The sequence below is a fragment of the Glaciibacter superstes DSM 21135 genome, assembly GCF_000421145.1.
GTDB lineage: Bacteria > Actinomycetota > Actinomycetes > Actinomycetales > Microbacteriaceae > Cryobacterium > Cryobacterium superstes.
Genome location: NZ_ATWH01000011.1, coordinates 14,468 through 29,741 on the forward strand (window position 1 = coordinate 14,468; position 15,274 = coordinate 29,741).

16 protein-coding genes and 1 pseudogene are annotated in these 15,274 nt (G+C 62.4%); 14 read left to right on the forward strand and 3 right to left on the reverse strand.

Annotated elements, in window-relative coordinates:
* Nucleotides 1–6 precede the first annotated feature (6 nt).
* On the reverse strand, nucleotides 7–204 hold the full coding sequence (locus K323_RS30065; protein ID WP_022886138.1) for a cation transporting ATPase C-terminal domain-containing protein: 198 nt from the start codon (nucleotides 202–204) through the stop codon (nucleotides 7–9).
* An 83-nt stretch (nucleotides 205–287) separates the two neighbouring features.
* Between K323_RS30065 and K323_RS26480 the strand changes: the two genes are divergently transcribed.
* The 4 genes from K323_RS26480 to K323_RS0115285 all read left to right on the forward strand — a co-directional run bounded on the left by K323_RS26480 (nucleotide 288) and on the right by K323_RS0115285 (nucleotide 3,319).
* Nucleotides 288–1,388, forward strand: a complete 1,101-nt coding sequence (locus K323_RS26480) for an AI-2E family transporter (RefSeq protein WP_084697363.1) — start codon at nucleotides 288–290, stop codon at nucleotides 1,386–1,388.
* A 507-nt stretch (nucleotides 1,389–1,895) separates the two neighbouring features.
* Nucleotides 1,896–2,636 carry a CPBP family intramembrane glutamic endopeptidase gene (locus tag K323_RS0115270; protein WP_022886140.1) on the forward strand — a complete coding sequence of 247 codons (741 nt, stop codon included), beginning with the start codon at nucleotides 1,896–1,898 and terminating at the stop codon, nucleotides 2,634–2,636.
* Nucleotides 2,633–2,779 carry a hypothetical protein gene (locus tag K323_RS29840; protein WP_022886141.1) on the forward strand — a complete coding sequence of 49 codons (147 nt, stop codon included), beginning with the start codon at nucleotides 2,633–2,635 and terminating at the stop codon, nucleotides 2,777–2,779. The genes K323_RS0115270 and K323_RS29840 overlap by 4 nt, the downstream gene beginning before the upstream one ends.
* A 273-nt stretch (nucleotides 2,780–3,052) precedes the next feature.
* Nucleotides 3,053–3,319, forward strand: coding sequence for a site-specific integrase (locus K323_RS0115285; protein WP_022886143.1), 267 nt, complete (start codon nucleotides 3,053–3,055; stop codon nucleotides 3,317–3,319).
* Here the strand turns inward: K323_RS0115285 and K323_RS28525 are convergent.
* Nucleotides 3,280–3,619: pseudogene (locus K323_RS28525) on the reverse strand (hypothetical protein); the annotation flags it as partial. The gene K323_RS0115285 and the pseudogene K323_RS28525 overlap by 40 nt on opposite strands.
* Before the next feature lie 140 nt (nucleotides 3,620–3,759).
* On the opposite strand from K323_RS28525, the gene K323_RS0115295 reads away from it, so the two are divergent.
* The 5 genes from K323_RS0115295 (at nucleotide 3,760) to K323_RS0115320 (ending at nucleotide 8,090) form a co-directional block, all read left to right on the forward strand.
* Nucleotides 3,760–4,017 carry a metal-sensitive transcriptional regulator gene (locus K323_RS0115295; RefSeq protein WP_026851708.1) on the forward strand — a complete coding sequence of 86 codons (258 nt, stop codon included), beginning with the start codon at nucleotides 3,760–3,762 and terminating at the stop codon, nucleotides 4,015–4,017.
* Between the two features lie 70 nt (nucleotides 4,018–4,087).
* Nucleotides 4,088–4,354, forward strand: a complete 267-nt coding sequence (locus K323_RS0115300) for an SHOCT domain-containing protein (protein WP_022886145.1) — start codon at nucleotides 4,088–4,090, stop codon at nucleotides 4,352–4,354.
* Nucleotides 4,354–5,796 (forward strand): multicopper oxidase family protein, encoded by a 1,443-nt coding sequence (locus K323_RS0115305; protein WP_022886146.1) that lies wholly within the window; start codon nucleotides 4,354–4,356, stop codon nucleotides 5,794–5,796. Before K323_RS0115300 ends, K323_RS0115305 begins: the two co-directional genes overlap by 1 nt.
* A gap of 272 nt (nucleotides 5,797–6,068) precedes the next feature.
* Nucleotides 6,069–6,323 (forward strand): carboxymuconolactone decarboxylase family protein, encoded by a 255-nt coding sequence (locus tag K323_RS26495; RefSeq protein WP_022886147.1) that lies wholly within the window; start codon nucleotides 6,069–6,071, stop codon nucleotides 6,321–6,323.
* A 522-nt stretch (nucleotides 6,324–6,845) separates the two neighbouring features.
* The gene (locus tag K323_RS0115320) at nucleotides 6,846–8,090 is read left to right on the forward strand and encodes a nitrate/nitrite transporter (protein ID WP_022886149.1); all 1,245 of its coding nucleotides are present in this window, start codon (nucleotides 6,846–6,848) and stop codon (nucleotides 8,088–8,090) included.
* Between the two features lie 19 nt (nucleotides 8,091–8,109).
* Here the strand turns inward: K323_RS0115320 and K323_RS0115325 are convergent, their stop codons facing one another.
* On the reverse strand, nucleotides 8,110–8,544 hold the full coding sequence (locus K323_RS0115325; RefSeq protein WP_022886150.1) for a pyridoxamine 5'-phosphate oxidase family protein: 435 nt from the start codon (nucleotides 8,542–8,544) through the stop codon (nucleotides 8,110–8,112).
* Nucleotides 8,545–8,873: 329 nt separating this feature from the next.
* Between K323_RS0115325 and K323_RS0115330 the strand changes: the two genes are divergently transcribed.
* The 5 genes from K323_RS0115330 to K323_RS26505 all read left to right on the forward strand — a co-directional run bounded on the left by K323_RS0115330 (nucleotide 8,874) and on the right by K323_RS26505 (nucleotide 14,824).
* The gene (locus K323_RS0115330) at nucleotides 8,874–9,113 is read left to right on the forward strand and encodes a heavy-metal-associated domain-containing protein (protein WP_022886151.1); all 240 of its coding nucleotides are present in this window, start codon (nucleotides 8,874–8,876) and stop codon (nucleotides 9,111–9,113) included.
* A gap of 112 nt (nucleotides 9,114–9,225) precedes the next feature.
* Nucleotides 9,226–11,181 carry a heavy metal translocating P-type ATPase gene (locus tag K323_RS26500; protein ID WP_033373324.1) on the forward strand — a complete coding sequence of 652 codons (1,956 nt, stop codon included), beginning with the start codon at nucleotides 9,226–9,228 and terminating at the stop codon, nucleotides 11,179–11,181.
* 96 nt (nucleotides 11,182–11,277) lie between these two features.
* Complete coding sequence (locus K323_RS0115340) at nucleotides 11,278–11,643, forward strand: ArsR/SmtB family transcription factor (RefSeq protein ID WP_026851709.1); 366 nt, start codon at nucleotides 11,278–11,280, stop codon at nucleotides 11,641–11,643.
* Nucleotides 11,640–13,289 carry a SulP family inorganic anion transporter gene (locus K323_RS0115345; RefSeq protein ID WP_022886154.1) on the forward strand — a complete coding sequence of 550 codons (1,650 nt, stop codon included), beginning with the start codon at nucleotides 11,640–11,642 and terminating at the stop codon, nucleotides 13,287–13,289. The genes K323_RS0115340 and K323_RS0115345 overlap by 4 nt, the downstream gene beginning before the upstream one ends.
* Entirely contained in the window at nucleotides 13,286–14,824 is a 1,539-nt protein-coding gene (locus tag K323_RS26505; RefSeq protein WP_022886155.1) for a multicopper oxidase family protein, read from the forward strand. The genes K323_RS0115345 and K323_RS26505 overlap by 4 nt, the downstream gene beginning before the upstream one ends.
* The last annotated feature ends 450 nt before the right edge of the window (nucleotides 14,825–15,274 follow it).

Genomic DNA, 15,274 nt, shown 5'->3' on the forward strand with positions numbered 1-15,274 from the left:
CACGGGTTAGCACCGGACGGCACGGCCGCCGAGTACCGGTTCATTCCTGGGTCGGCGCTTTTCACGTACCGCGTCGTCACGACCCGGATCAAGTGCCAGTGCAAAGGAAGGGGTCACCCGGTGCACCAGGTTGTTCCACAGGATCATCAGTCCTACCAGCAGCGCAATTAACCCAGCGATGAAGGCGGTTGCGACGACGATCACGCTATCGAGGCATAGATTGTCTCGATAATCGGGTCGGAGACAAGAGACGGCGAAAACGTGCCGGGCCTGTCTAGGGTTGGAGGATGAGAGCAGAAGACAACAGCGGTCGCCCATCTATTCGCTCACTGATGACTGACCATCTCGGTCGTCTGGGCATCCGCAGCGCTCAGATCCTCGTCGTGATCGCACTCGTATCGGTGGTCGTGTTAGCGCTCGTGCAGATGAAACTCGTGATTGTTCCGGTGCTCATCGCCCTCATCCTGGCGGCAGCGCTGAGCCCGGTCTTCAGCTGGCTGCGAAGACACAATGTCTCGGCGATGCTTGCCACCTGGATCACCCTGCTTGGGGGTGTCCTGGTTTTCGGCGGCATCATCACGCTCATCGTTCTTGCCGTGCGCAACCAGTGGAATAAGCTGGCGGTGGCCGCATCGGAAGGCCTGGATGATCTGCAGGCTTTCCTGGTCCAAGGGCCGATTCCGATTGATCAGGAGCAGATCGACGCCGTACGCGATGCCGCCGTCGACTTTCTGACGAGCAGTCAGTTCGGAATTGGTGCGATCGCCGGCGTCTCTGCCGTAACGGAGGTGATTACAGGAATCCTGCTCGTGTCCGTGATCCTGTTCTTCTTCCTGAAAGACGGCGACCGGATCTGGAACTTCTTCCTCCGCCCCTTCACGGGCGAACTCCTTGAACGGGTACGGCGCGTCGGCCACACCGCGCCGCGGGTCCTCGGCGCATACGTTCGTGGCACTTCGATCATCGCCCTCGTCGACGCCATCGCCATCGGCGCAGGGTTGGCGATACTTCAGGTTCCGCTAGCGCTTCCACTTGCCGTCATTGTGTTCCTCGGCGCATTCATTCCCCTAATCGGTGCGACACTCGCGGGGGTCCTCGCCGCCCTGGTTGCGCTCGTAGCCAACGGCCCGATCGTCGCCCTCATCGTGCTGATCATCGTCATCGCGGTCAACCAACTCGAGGGTGACCTGCTACAGCCCGTGGTCATGGCGCAGTCCTTGAAGCTGCACCCCCTGGTGGTCCTGGTCGCACTGGCCACCGGCACCATCCTCGGCGGCATCACCGGTGCCGTACTCTCGGTGCCGATCGCAGCGGTGGCCTGGGCGATCGTGAAGGTGTGGAACAGGGCAGACGAATCAAACACCGCCCAGAAGCCCCTGGCCGAGTGAAATTAAAGCCTCTCCCGGCAAGGAGCTGTCTGCCGGCGGCCGAGCCGTTCAGATTCCGACGTTTTGGCGCAGGAGGTCGCTTAAATTATCCGGAAAGCATGTCCCGCTCGAGGTTCCCATTTGAGACGTCGATTGCTGCGTGGCGGGTCGAGGGCATGGGTGCGATTTGTGTGCCCGCATGCAGTCCGCTGAAGGGGTGGCGAAGTCGCGATCAAGCGAGTGGGATTCCGGTGGGGAAGCGCTTGTAGCCGAGATACTCGAAGGCCACCACAAGTGGATGGAGGTGCTCCCACGGCTGCGCGGTGCGCCGTACCGCACTAAGGTCCCCGCTGAAGGTTCGGCTGCGCTTCTCGCGACGGGAACGCCAGCAACAGTGGGTTTGAAGCGAGTACCGAAACGCTCACCCCGAGCCCGAGCCCGAGCCCGAGGCCGAGCGGTGCTTACCCCATCCATCGAGGGTAGTCTGGCGATGATTCGCTCTTGCGCGTCACTCGTCAGAGGAGCGCCATGCGGAAACTGCAGGACACCAAACCCATCTGGCACGCGCTGATCTGGATCGCGATCTACATCGTTGCGGTCAACATCGGCGACTTTCTCGGTGAAGTGGTGCGGTTTCCCGAACTCACGAGCATTGTGCTCGTCGCGCTGTCGATGGTGCTGATCGTCTACCTGCGGGTCGGTGGCCGACTCGCTTTCTATGGCATTCGATCGGTGCAGCCGGGCACTCTGCCACTCACGCTCTTCTACATCCCGCTCTTCGCGATCACGTTCGTGCAGTACGCAAAGGGCTTCGCGCCGGGGCTTGACCTGCGAACGGTCGCATTCGCCGTTCTGCTCGTGGCTGCGGTCGGATTCGTCGAGGAGCTGCTGTTCCGTGGCTTCCTGCTCCAGGCGTTGCGTACGCGGGGCAACCTCACACGCGCGATCATCATCTCGGGTGTCACCTTCGGCATCGGCCACATCGTCAATCTCCTTCGGGGGTACTCGCTCCCCGACCAGGCGCTGCAGCTCGTCGCGGCCGTCCTCATCGGCATCGCCCTGGCATACTGCGCCGTGCTGACCGGGAGCATCCTCCCCGGTGTTGTCTTCCACGCGCTGTTCAACCTCAGCGGCACGCTCACCAACCAGTCCACACTGTGGGATTTGGTGGCAGTCGGCGTCATCGCGATCGTCATGATCGCGTTCATTTTGGCCTTGCGCAATCGACTCGTGAGGGCCGGCCCGGCAGTGATCAGAACTACCGCATGATCACACTCGCACCGCCCACCCTCGCGGTGACCGGCTCGACCGGCGCGGTCGGGCGTTTGGTCGCCGAGAACCTCGCGGCAGCCGGCATCCCGATTGGCCTGCTAGGGGCTTTCTCGTGCCCCGGCGCCGGAGGCCGCGAGTAGCGTGAAATGCATGTGGGGCCGCTACGCGATGAACGATGAGACCAACGAACTCATCGTCGAATACGTCGCGGCCGGCGGCCGCGCCGCGGACTCGGCGGCCAGCTACAACTTCGCCCCCCACGCAACGCGCGCCGATCGTCCGCGAGTTCGTCGACGACGCCGGCACGCTCGAGCGCGAGATAGAGCTCGCGCAGTGGGGATTCTGGCCCGCCTGGGTCAAGCCCGGCGACAAGCGTCCGCACCCGATCAACGCCCGGTAGCAACTTCGAACGGTTGCTCCGCACGTTCGTCGACGACAACGAGGACGCACTGAAGGATGAACGGATCGAGGTGGAGGAGTTCAACACACACATCTTCCGTCGGACTTCGGCAGCCCTCATCGAAGCCGCAGCGGACATCACACTCGCGTCCCGACTCCTCAGACACGCAAACGAGCAGGTCACCCGCGCCAGCTACGTCGTCACCGCAGAAATGGTCGACCCGGTCACGGCACAGATCCATCAGGACACGTCAGCGGCTTCCCTGGCCAGGCCGGCGTAGAACGCATCTTCGGCCTCGCGGCGTCGCGCGACATCGTCGAGTACGAACGGCACGAAGTCTTCGTCACGCTCAACGATTGCCGTGTCCTCGACCGCTGTTGCCGGGTCTTCGCCGGGCCACGTTGTCTGCCGCGTGGGCCGGTAACGGTCCAGACGGGTCCCGGATGCGACCACCCAGTCGCGCAGGCGCAGCCGCGTCCGAGAAGTCGCGGTGCCAGCCCAGCGGGGCGGAACCGTTCTGCTCGGGGTCATACGTGGCCAACCAATGCAGATGCAGCGCCGACGGCTCCCACACCAGCTCGGAATCCTCCTGGATCCCAATAGGTCCGTCGGGTCTTCGAGCCGGGAACTTCACGAATTCCCTCCATGCCGCGCAGCATATATACAAGATACCTACCCGGGTATAAAATTGGCCTCAGCAAAGTGATCCTTGGAGGCGTTGTGGAGCTCGACCCGACCGACATGAAACCGGTGATCAACCGGCTGCGCAGGGCGCAGGGACAACTCGCCGCCGTTACCCGCATGATTGAGGAGGGCAGGGACTGCAAGAGCGTGGTCACGCAGTTGGCCGCTGTCTCACGCGCGTTGGACAAGGCAGGGTTTGCGATTGTCGCGACAGGGCTGCAGCGGTGCCTGAAGCAGGAAGATCCGAGCGTGGACCAGGCGGAACTGGAAAAACTCTTCCTCTCCCTGGCCTGATCTTCTGCCGCTGGAAGAAACCGAACTGAAATGTTGGGCATCGCCCACCTGGCCCGGAAGGAAACACACAATGATGTGGGGATACGGATTCGATATGGGGTGGATGTGGCTGTTCGGGCTGCTGGTGCTCCTCGGTGTTGCACTCATTGTGATCGTGGCCGTGCGCGCCTTCTCCGGCGGTGTCAACCGGGGCAGTCCTCGCGGGAACGCCGATGTTTTACAGAGTCAGGGAGGCCGGAGCGCGGCGCGGCAGCTCCTCGATGAACGCTACGCCAAGGGCGAGCTGAGCTCCGAAGAATACCGCGAGAAGCTCACGGTGCTCGGCGAAGACAGCTAATGCAACCGATCAGTCGGCGAAATGCCCTCCTGCTGGGCGGCATCGGGGCGGTGGGCGTGCTCGCGGGCGGGGCCGGCCTCACATGGGCGTTGACCCCCGGATCCAGCACTGTCACCGGTCTCGAGTTTGTTGAGCCGGAACCCCTGCGAAGCGTCAACGGTCGGCTGCAGGTTCGACTCTCAGCGGCCGAGCGGCCGGTACAAATCGCCGGCAGACAGGCAAGGGCGCTGACCTACAACGGGGGCCTTCCCGGTCCCACCCTGTTCGTCCGACCTGGCGACCGGCTGAACGTAACTCTTGACAACGGGCTGCGCGCCGCCACCAATTTGCACGTGCACGGCCTGCACGTCTCCCCGCAGGGCAACAGCGACAACGTGCTCCTGGCAATCGACCCCGGCACCTCATTCGACTACGAGTACCGGCTGCCGGACAATCACCCGCCGGGCGTGTACTGGTACCACCCCCATCATCACGGCTCGGTGGCTGATCAGCTCTTCGGCGGCCTCTATGGTGCCATCGTCGTGGAGGACCCTGACCTTATCCCCATCAGCCGGGAACGGATACTGGTCGTCTCGGACATCTCACTGGACTCGTCCGGGCGCGTCCCAGCCACCTCCCCGATGGACCGGATGGTCGGCCGGGAGGGCAACCTGGTCCTGGTCAACGGTCAGCTCACCCCGCACCTGACAGCCAGACCGGCAGAACGCGAACGGTGGCGCATCGTCAACGCGTGCGTCTCCCGCTACCTCAGGCTGCGGCTGGACGGTCAACAACTTCAGCTGCTTGGAATCGATTCTGGCCGCTTCTCGAGCCCGCAGGATGTCGATGAAGTTCTGCTGGCCCCCGGCAACCGGGCGGACCTGCTGGTTACGACCGCACCCGGAACAACGGTGCTGCGCACCTTGCCGGTGGACAGGGGCACCACAGCGGGCATGATGGGCGGTGGTCAGGCGTCCTCCACCGGCGCGGACCTCGTAACCCTTGACGTCAGCGGCGACCCTGCCGCTTCCCCGGGACCCATCCCGGCGCAGCCGGCGCCCCGGGATCTGCGGACGGCAACGGTTACCGCCCGACGGGAGCTGACCTTCGCCATGGGCATGGGCATGGGTACGGGAATGATGAGCTTCACCATCGACGGGAAGTCGTTCGATCCAGCCAGGGTTGACACCACGGTACGGGCCGGTGCCATCGAGGAATGGACACTGACCAACACCAGCCCAATGGACCACCCGATCCATCTGCACGTGTGGCCCATGCAGATCATCGAACAGGGGGGCCGCACGGTGGACGCCGCAGTCTGGCAGGACGTGGTCAACGTGCCTGCGCGCGACAGCGTCCGGGTCCGCATCCCGTTCGATGACTTCACCGGCAAGACGGTCTACCACTGCCACATCCTGGACCACGAAGACGAAGGGATGATGGGCATCATCGAAGCGCGGTAAGAGTCTTGGACGCGCGGTCTGCAACTCAATGAAGAAACCGGATGATTGGCATAGCACATGAATTACGCACACACCGTCACAGTTGCCCTGTCGTACGAAGAAGCGGTGCAGCAAACTCGGGAGTCGCTCGCCGAACAGGGCTTCGGTGTCCTCTCCGAAATCGATGTCCGGGCCACGTTCGAGGCCAAATTGGGTGTCGAAAGCGCTCAGGCGCTCGCGTGTGCTCACTCGCTGACTGTTTGTGATGTCAAGAACTTCGTGATGTCGATTGGTTGGGCCGGTGGCAACTCGACATCGGCTGGATCGATGACGACCTCGACGGGCTTTGCTGCGAGCGCGCAGCATTGGCACTGGCCGAATCGGTAGCTCTCATCGCAAGTGATCGGGTTCCAGATGACGTATATGTAGCCGCTGCGATCATCCTCTCGGATTCCGAACTTGCGGCGGTGATCTGGGTGGCCATCGTGATCAACTCATGGAACCGGATCGCGGTATCCAGTCGGTACCGCGTCGGGCCGACCGACTAGCCCGAACTCGGCCGACGCGACCCTCTGGCGCAGGTGCCATTCTTCGTGGGTTAGCAGCTGATCAAATAGCGGCCCATCCTGTTGACCTCGCGTCGGAGGAGGATGATGAAGTCATGGCCTTGTCCCGACGTTTGATTCCGCTACAGAGCACCTGCGCCCAGCCGCACCACTGCCCAAAACCCATGCGGATGCAAATTCTGGCGCAGGTCCCGTTCTTCGCGGGTCTATCGGAGGAAGAGCTGGACAGTATCGACCAAAGAATGGTGTCCCTGTCCTGCCTCACCGACGGCGTCCGTCACCCCGATTTCGGCTGAATCGGGCCGACCCCTTCGCAAAGCCCCGAGACAAGCCCGACATCGTCACTCCAGGCTGAGGGTCACGTCGTGGCAATGGTGGGTGACGGCCTCAACGATGCTCCGTCAGGAACTCGTCGATCGTCCTGACCCCTTCGGCCTGTGATTTTCTCGCTGGATGGCGCCCGAACGCCTGTCCTGGAGATCCCGCCGTGTGGGAAGGTGGCTCATGGGTACTCAACGAACACGGCCAGGTACCTCACGTGCCATGCTCATGCTCGTCGTGGCCGCTGTGGGCTATGCGCTGAACTTCTGGGCCTGGGCTCTTCTCAGCCCGCTGGGGCCCCTGTACAAGGATCTGCTCGCGCTATCGGGCAATCAGCAGGCATTTCTCGTTGCGATTCCGGTGCTCGTCGGCGCGCTGGGCCGGATACCGGTGGGAGCGCTGACCGATCGGTTCGGCGGTCGGATCATGTTTCCCGCAATCTCGGCCGCGTCTATCATCCCCGTGCTTTTTCTGGGTTTCTTCGGACAAACCTCGTACGTCGCCCTCGTCATCGGCGCATTTTTCCTGGGCGTCGCCGGCACGATCTTCGCCGTCGGTGTACCGTTCGTCAACGCGTGGTTCCCTCCCGAGAAGCGGGGAACAGCGGTGGGCCTGTACGGGATTGGAATGGGCGGAACGGCGATCGCGGCACTGACCACGGTCCACCTCTGGAACACCGTGGGGAATACCTCCCCCTTCCTCATCTCCTCGATCGCGCTGGCCGTTTACGCCGTCGTGTCGTGGACGCTCCTGCGCGACTCACCCGATCGCGCGGTCCCCACGACGTCATTGCTGAGCCGGCTCACTGCAACGGCACGCAGCGCCTTCACCTGGCAAACGTCATTCCTTTACGCGTTGAGCTTCGGCGGATACGTCGCATTCTCGATCTTCCTGCCCACCTACCTGCAGACCGCTTACGGCCTCGAACTGGCCGATGCGTCCAGCCGGATGGCCGGCTTCGTCGTCGTTGCTGTGTTCTGCCGCCCACTCGGAGGGATCCTCTCCGACAGGTTCAGCTCAATTTCGGTCCTCGCCGCCAGTTACGCAGTGATCGCGACCGCCGCTGTGGGCTTGACATTCACTCCGCGAAGCCTTCAGGATGGATCGATTCCGCTGGTCGGGACCCTCTGTTTCCTCACGATGGCAGCCGCTCTTGGTGCGGGCTCGGGTGCCGTCTTCGCACTCATCGCGGAGATCGTCGATAGCGACAGGATCGGATCAACCACGGGCTTCGTCGGCGCCGCCGGCGGTCTCGGTGGTTTCGTTCCTCCGCTGTTGCTCAGTGCCCTGTATGAAAGTACCGGCACCTACGGCGTCGGGTTGATTCTCCTGGCCCTCACTTCCCTGCTGTGTCTCCTCGTCACGCTGACGCTCACGCGCGCGACACGAAATGCGCACCGAGAACGTGTTGCGCAGGTCAGCACCTGACAGCAGCACGACAGTCGCGCTATGAGGCGTCGAGTTCTGGATCCGGTTCTTCGCCGAAAATGAAACGCCGACCGCTCAGCTCGTGAACGTCGATGCGCACGTAGTGACGTTTGACGCTCGCAATCCACGACTTCAGGGGCAGTTGTTCGGCCTCAGCGATCTCGGCTTCGGTTTCGAGGGCGTGCGCAGTGCCCTTGACGACAATGCTCCAGCCTTCGGTCTCGGTGTAATCATCGACTTCGAAGGCGACCTTCTCGTTTGCCGTGAGGCCGAAAAGTTTTGTCCCTTCTGCGGTGCGGAACATCACCGAACCGGCCTGCGCCACATAGTTGACCGGGAAGACATCCGGCTGTCCGGCGATCGAAACCGCGACCCGTCCGAACCTCGCTGTCGACAGCAACGCCCATGCTTCGTCTTCACTGAGTTTCTTGATGCTCTCGTTGGTTTCACTCATGACTCGTGTCTACCTGCTTCTACCCGGGAACGCCAGAGTCCTACCTGATTCAGAGGAACGGGCCGGTATCCTCTTGCGCGAAGTGAGGTTAGGCAAGCTTAGGCAATGCTCACTAGTTTCACGATCATGACAATTCTCCAGACTCTGAAAGCGCTCCGGTTTCTATAATTTGAGCGTATCGACAACGCTCCTCGCCGGCAGTGCGATTCAGCTTCCAGCGCGCAGCTGCGGCTAAATGACGCGCGTCATGGTGTGCTTCGTGGGGTCACCGTAGCGTCATAGTTACCCCGGCAGATAGGGGCGACTATCACCATCGGAAGGACCACGTCATGAGCACCACTGCTCCCACCACCACCCGCACTCTCCTGCGCGCCGAAGGTTTTTCCTGCCCCTCCTGCGTGTCGAAGATCGAGAAGCAGGTCAGGCGTGTGGACGGTGTCTCTGCGATCAAGGTTCACTTCGCCTCCGCCCGCATCGAGATCGACCACGACCCGTCGGTCGTGAGCGTCGACGACCTGGTGGCGGCAGTCGCAAAGGCCGGTTACAAATCACGCCCGGCCACCTTCTGACCGCGTCGTAGACAACGCGCAGCGGACCAGCAGGCTCTGCACCCTGCATCGCTGCGGTTTGAATGCGCCCCATGGGCCGGGGCTTCATCAATGTCAAAGAAGGGCAAGTGACATGAGCGCGTTACGCAGTTGGATGAATAACCGGTGGATGATCCCGGCCGTCTCGGGGTTATTGATCATCACCGCGCTTGTGATCCTCCAGGTATCCCGTATCGACACGGTCGGCAACATCGTTATGGTGGCCGCCGCAGTGGTGGCCGATACCCGAATCGTGATGAACGCGGCGCGAGCGCTTAGAGCGAAATTCATCGGTATCGATCTGCTGGTTTCGGTGGCCGCGATCGGTGCGGTCATCATCGGTCAATATTGGGAAGCCGCCGCGGTGACCTTCCTCTTCGCGATCGGTCACGCCCTTGAGACGGCAACCCTGAACAAAACCCGATCCGCTCTGGCCGCGCTGGTCGCCGTCGCTCCCGACGTCGCCATTGTTCTGCGCGACGGTGAGCAAGTGGACGTCTCTGCCGGCGCCGTGATCATGGGTGAGACCGTCCTGGTCAAGAACGGCGCCAAGGTTCCCGTCGATGGCGAGGTCACCGGTGGTACCGGTGCCCTCGATGAAGCATCGATTACCGGTGAATCCATGCCGGTGGAGAAGATGATCGGTGACCGTGTCTTCGCCGGTACCGTCTCTCGGAGCGGATTTTTACAGGTGCGCGCCACCGGCGTCGGAGCTGACACCACGCTGGCCAGAATCATTCACCGTGTCGAGGACGCGCAGGGCGCCAAGGCCAAGACTCAAGTGTTCATGGACCGGTTCTCCGCCTGGTACACCCCCGCGATCATGATCCTGGCGCTTGTCGTCGGGGTGCTGACCGGCGACGTCGTCCTGGCGCTGACGCTGCTGGTCATCGGCTGCCCCGGAGCACTCGTCATCTCCATCCCCGTCTCGATGGTCGCCGGCATCGGCCGGGCCGCGAAAGACGGCATCCTCATCAAGGGTGGCGAATTCTTGGAGACTTCCGCGAGAATCACCGTTGTCGCTGTGGACAAGACCGGCACGCTGACGATGGGCCGCCCGCGCGTGACCGACGTTATCGTGCTGGACCGAAGCATGACTCGGGAGCAGGTACTGACCTGGGCGGGACGGGCCGAAGCAGGCTCAGAGCATCCGTTGGCCCGGGCGATCCTGGATGCAGCTGTAAGCGAAGGCTTCAGCGTCACCGGTCTGCCGGAGTCAACCGAACCGGTTCCGGGCAAGGGCATCGCGGTCAACACTGCAGGCCGTCGGATCCTGATCGGCAATCTGGCTCTCCTCACCCAGTACGGAATCTCGCACACGGCTGCCGCCGCTCGGGTGGCGGATGAGCTGGCCCAGGCGGGCCGCACTCCAATGATCGTGGCCGTCGATTACACGGTCGCCGGTGTGGTCGGTGTCGCCGACGAAGTGCGGCCTGATGCCGCCCAGATGGTGACGAACTTGCATGCCGCTGGTGTCAAGAGAGTCATCATGCTCACCGGGGACGCACCGCTGGTAGCCAATGCCATCGGGTCGATCACCGGCGCCGACGAGATCCGAGGCTCGCTGCTGCCCGAAGACAAACTCAACGTTGTCACCGCGCTTCAGGCGGAGGGCCACATCGTGGCAATGGTCGGCGACGGCGTGAACGACGCTCCCGCACTGGCCACGGCGAACATCGGAGTCGCAATGGGAGCGGCCGGCTCTGCCGTGGCGGTGGAAACCGCCGACATCGCCCTCATGGGCGACAACCTCCTCAAACTCCCCGAAGCGATCTCCCTCGCCCGGCGCACGGTGAATAACATGCGTCAGAACATCACAATCGCCGTGGTCACGGTGTCCCTGCTTCTGCTCGGCGTACTCCTTGGCGGGATGACAATGTCAATCGGAATGCTCGTCCACGAAGCATCAGTCCTCATCGTTATCATCAACGCCATGCGCCTGCTACGCCGCCACGGACGTGACACCAGTGTCATACCAGCCGATTCCATGGCGTTCGCAACTCTGAGCTCAACCGTCATGAGTTCAGCTGAGCACAAGCCGAGCGACTAGACACTGAGTGGGAAAGGCGGAAAAGCTCTGGGTGGTATGATGAATTCATCAAGTCAGTATTCCGCGGTTCATTCTGAAGTGCACAAGGAGCGTCGCATGGCATTCGACAACAACGAGCGGCCCGTGTACGAGATCAAGGCGAATCTGTTCAAGGGCCTCGCCCACCCCTATCGCATCCGAGTGTTAGAGATCCTCGCGGGTGTCCACGAGGCACCTGTCTCAGACCTGATCGCTGAGACCGGACTTGAGGCTTCCCATCTCTCGCAGCACCTCTCGGTGCTGCGCCGCTACGGCTTAGTCGTGTCCGAGCGACGAGCGAGTGTCGTTTACTACCGTTTAGCGTTCCCTCAGGTTGCCGACTTGTTGCGAGTGGCCCGTCAGTTGCTTTCGGAGTTGTTACAGGATTCGCAGAGACACCAGGCCTCGGCCCTGACTCTGCCCGCGATCTCTTCTGCTCGATGAGAGCCTCGTCATGGTCGCTGAGAACGCTGCTACCAAACCTTCTGGACTATACGGAGCTTCGCCGGAGTTGGCGCGGCGACCTGGTCGCGGGTGTCACGGTCGGCATCGTGGCGCTCCCTCTGGCCTTGGCATTCGGCGTGAGCTCCGGTGTGGGGGCCGAAGCTGGTCTCATCACGGCAATCGTCGCCGGTTTAGTCGCTGCAGTGTTCGGCGGCTCGAATGTTCAGGTGTCCGGGCCGACCGGAGCGATGGTGGTAGTACTCGCCCCGATCGTGGTCAGCCACGGCGTCGGTTCCGTGATGCTCATCAGCATCCTCGCAGGCATCATCGTGTTGCTCGCCGGCGTACTGCGCCTGGGGCGAACGGTTAGCTACATTCCCTGGCCGGTGATCGAGGGATTCACCGTCGGCATCGGAGTGATCATCTTTCTCCAGCAGATTCCTGCTGCAGTCGGCGTGGGAGGGGCCGGACACAGCACCAACGCCGTCATTGCTGCCATGGAGTCAGCTCTGGGCGCGGATTGGCCGGCGGCTTTCTCTCCGCTCGCGACTGTTGCAGTCGTCGCTGTCGTCATGCTGCTCCTGAGCCGCATCAGCGGTCGACTCCCGGCATCCTTCATCGCGATCGTGGTCGTGACGCTCGGCGCATCCCTCCTCGGCCTGCCACTGGACACGATCGGGGAGTTGCCTCGCTCACTACCGCTACCGACACTCCCGGTGATCGAGGCGGAAAGCCTGCTGAGCCTGCCGGGCCCTGCATTCGCAGTAGCAGCTTTGGCCGCAATCGAATCACTGCTGTCGGCCAGGGTGGCAGCGTCGATGACTGACACAGGACCCTACAACGCTGATCGTGAACTCGTCGGGCAAGGACTCGCATCGATCGCATCGGGGTTCTTTGGCGGGATGCCCGCCACCGGCGCTATCGCCCGAACTGCGGTCAACGTGCGATCCGGCGCCAGAACACGCGCATCCGCGATCGTGCATTCGCTAGCACTCCTCGCTGTCGTCTATCTGGCAGCGAACGTCGTCGCGGTGATTCCGTTTGCCGCGCTCTCCGGGGTGCTCATGGTCACTGCGGCCAGAATGATCTCCCCCACAATAATCAAACAGGTGCTGCGATCTACCCGATCCGATGCGATCGTATTCGTGATCACCGCGATCATCACGGTGAGTTTCGATCTCATCATCGCTGTCGGAATCGGCATCGCCGTTGCCGCGTTCTTCGCCCTGCGCGCCCTCAGCACGGCCAGCGGTGTTCACAGGGAGGAGCCGCCGGGCTCATCCCTGGCCGGCGATGAACGGATCGCGCTCTTTCGTATCGATGGCTCATTGTTCTTCGGTGCTGCCGAGCGAATCCTCGACCGCATCAATGATCATGAGGGTATCGAAGTGGTGATTCTGCGCCTCTCACAACTGCAACTCATCGACGCCACCGGCGCACACACCCTCACTGACCTCGTGACCGCTCTGGAACGACGTGGGGTCACGGTTCTCATCAAAGGCATCAGACCCGAACATCTGCACGTTCTTGAGCGACTCGGCGTCATCGGATCGCTCCGCCACCCCAACCATCTCTTTGCCGAACTCGAGCCCGCGATCGCCCACGCCCGATCCCACATCAGCCGAGCGGCCATCGCCAGCGAATGAACACAGACACCGGCGACAGCCAACAGCCACCTGGAGACGGTCCACCTCCGATCCGGATCAATCGACGAACGCTACTACTCGGCCTCGGCGCGCTCACTGCCATCGGGGCGGTCGGATACTGGATCACTGAGGGACAACCCCGCAACCCCGGGGCCACATTCGCCACGCCCATACGGATTCCTCCGCTGCTGGAGTCGGAGATCATCGACGGTGAACGGGTCTTCCGCCTGACAGCGCAGGCCGGCGAAACAGAACTCGTGCCCGGTGCCGTGTTCGCGACGATGGGGTTCAACGGCACCCATCTTGGCCCCACGATACGAGCCGCGCGCGGGGAACGTGTGCGCATCCACGTCACGAACGACCTCACGATGCCGACCACCGCACATTGGCACGGCATGATCCTCCCCGCAAGCCAGGACGGCACTGCACATCAGAGCATCAAACCCGAAGCCACGTGGACTGCAGCTTGGCAGATCGATCAACCAGCGACGACACTCTGGTATCACCCGCATCCTCACGGGCAGACCGAGTTACAGGTCAGCCGAGGCATGGCCGGCCTGTTCCTCATCGACGACGACGCGTCGTCAGCCTTGCCTTCGGAATATGGCGTAGACGATATCCCGCTGATTATTCAGGATGTCACCATCCAGTCCGGACGCACGCTTCCGGGGACACCCATCACCGCGCCCATCGGCCGGATCGGTAACACCGTGATCGTCAACGGCACCCACCAGCCACGCTTTCAGGCGTCCACGAGCCTCGTACGCTTCCGCATCCTCAACGCCTCGGCGGCCCGCTGCTACAACCTTGAGCTCGCGACCAGGGTAACGTTCTACCTCGTGGGCACCGATGGTGGTCTCCTTCCTTCACCGGAGCCGCTCACCAGCCTGCTGCTCTCCCCCGCCGAACGCGCCGAAGTCCTCATCCCAGTGCCGCGGGATGCCGATCTAGTTCTTCGCTCCGTTCCACACGATCTGGGCATGAGTCACGGCGACAACATCACCTCAGGCGCCGAGGACACCCTGGGGATTCTCCGCATTACCAGGGCGGCCGACGCCACCACGAAAACGCTCCCCGTTGCACTATCCTCGACAGCACTCCCTGAGCGAAAAGACACCACCACGGAACGGCACTTCACACTCGGCAACACGACGATCAATGGGAAGTCGATGGACATGAGCCGCATCGATACCGTGATCACTGCCAACTCCACTGAGACGTGGACGATCTCGAACAGCTCTGACCGTGCCCACAACTTCCACATCCACGGAACACAGTTCGCCGTCAACGCTGTGAACGGCGCAGCCCCAGAACCCCAGAACCGTGGATGGAAAGACACCATATTCATCGCCCCAGGAGATACCGCCGAGCTGATCGTCCCTTTCAGCTCCTTCGCCGACCCGTCGACCCCATACATGTATCACTGTCACATGCTCTGGCACGAAGATCAGGGCATGATGGCCCAGTACGTTCTCACCGACGGAGAGCACCAAACTGGACCACTTCACAACAACAACGGCGAGAGCCACCACTGAACCGCTCGATTTCCCCGCTTCCTCCGCGTAGAGATCGACCGCGCCAAGGCGAAGCGGCCCGAAGACGAGCGGAAAAACAAACATCGCGCCAACACCCTCGGCAAGGACCGCCCGGCTGAAGGCAGGCCACACATTATTGGGACATCCTCGAAGTTCCGGCACGAGCACGGGAGCCGCGGTCCGCATCGCATCCCAGCACGGACCTTCCCGAGATCGAACTGCAGCTCATCCAAACGCGCGGCTCGCCCACTGCTTTGCAGACACCGTCTCCAGGCCCACGAACTCAGCGAGCGTGTAGATGGAAGCACCAGCGACGGGAAGCAAATCAAGGAAGGGGCGCCAGAGTTCAGATTCTTGACCGGCGAGGGACCCCCTCCGCGTGCACGGATGATGCTGGGACGGTGGAAGCGGGAGTCAGAACGACGAAGGTCGTCGCTCCGCTCCCGCGCA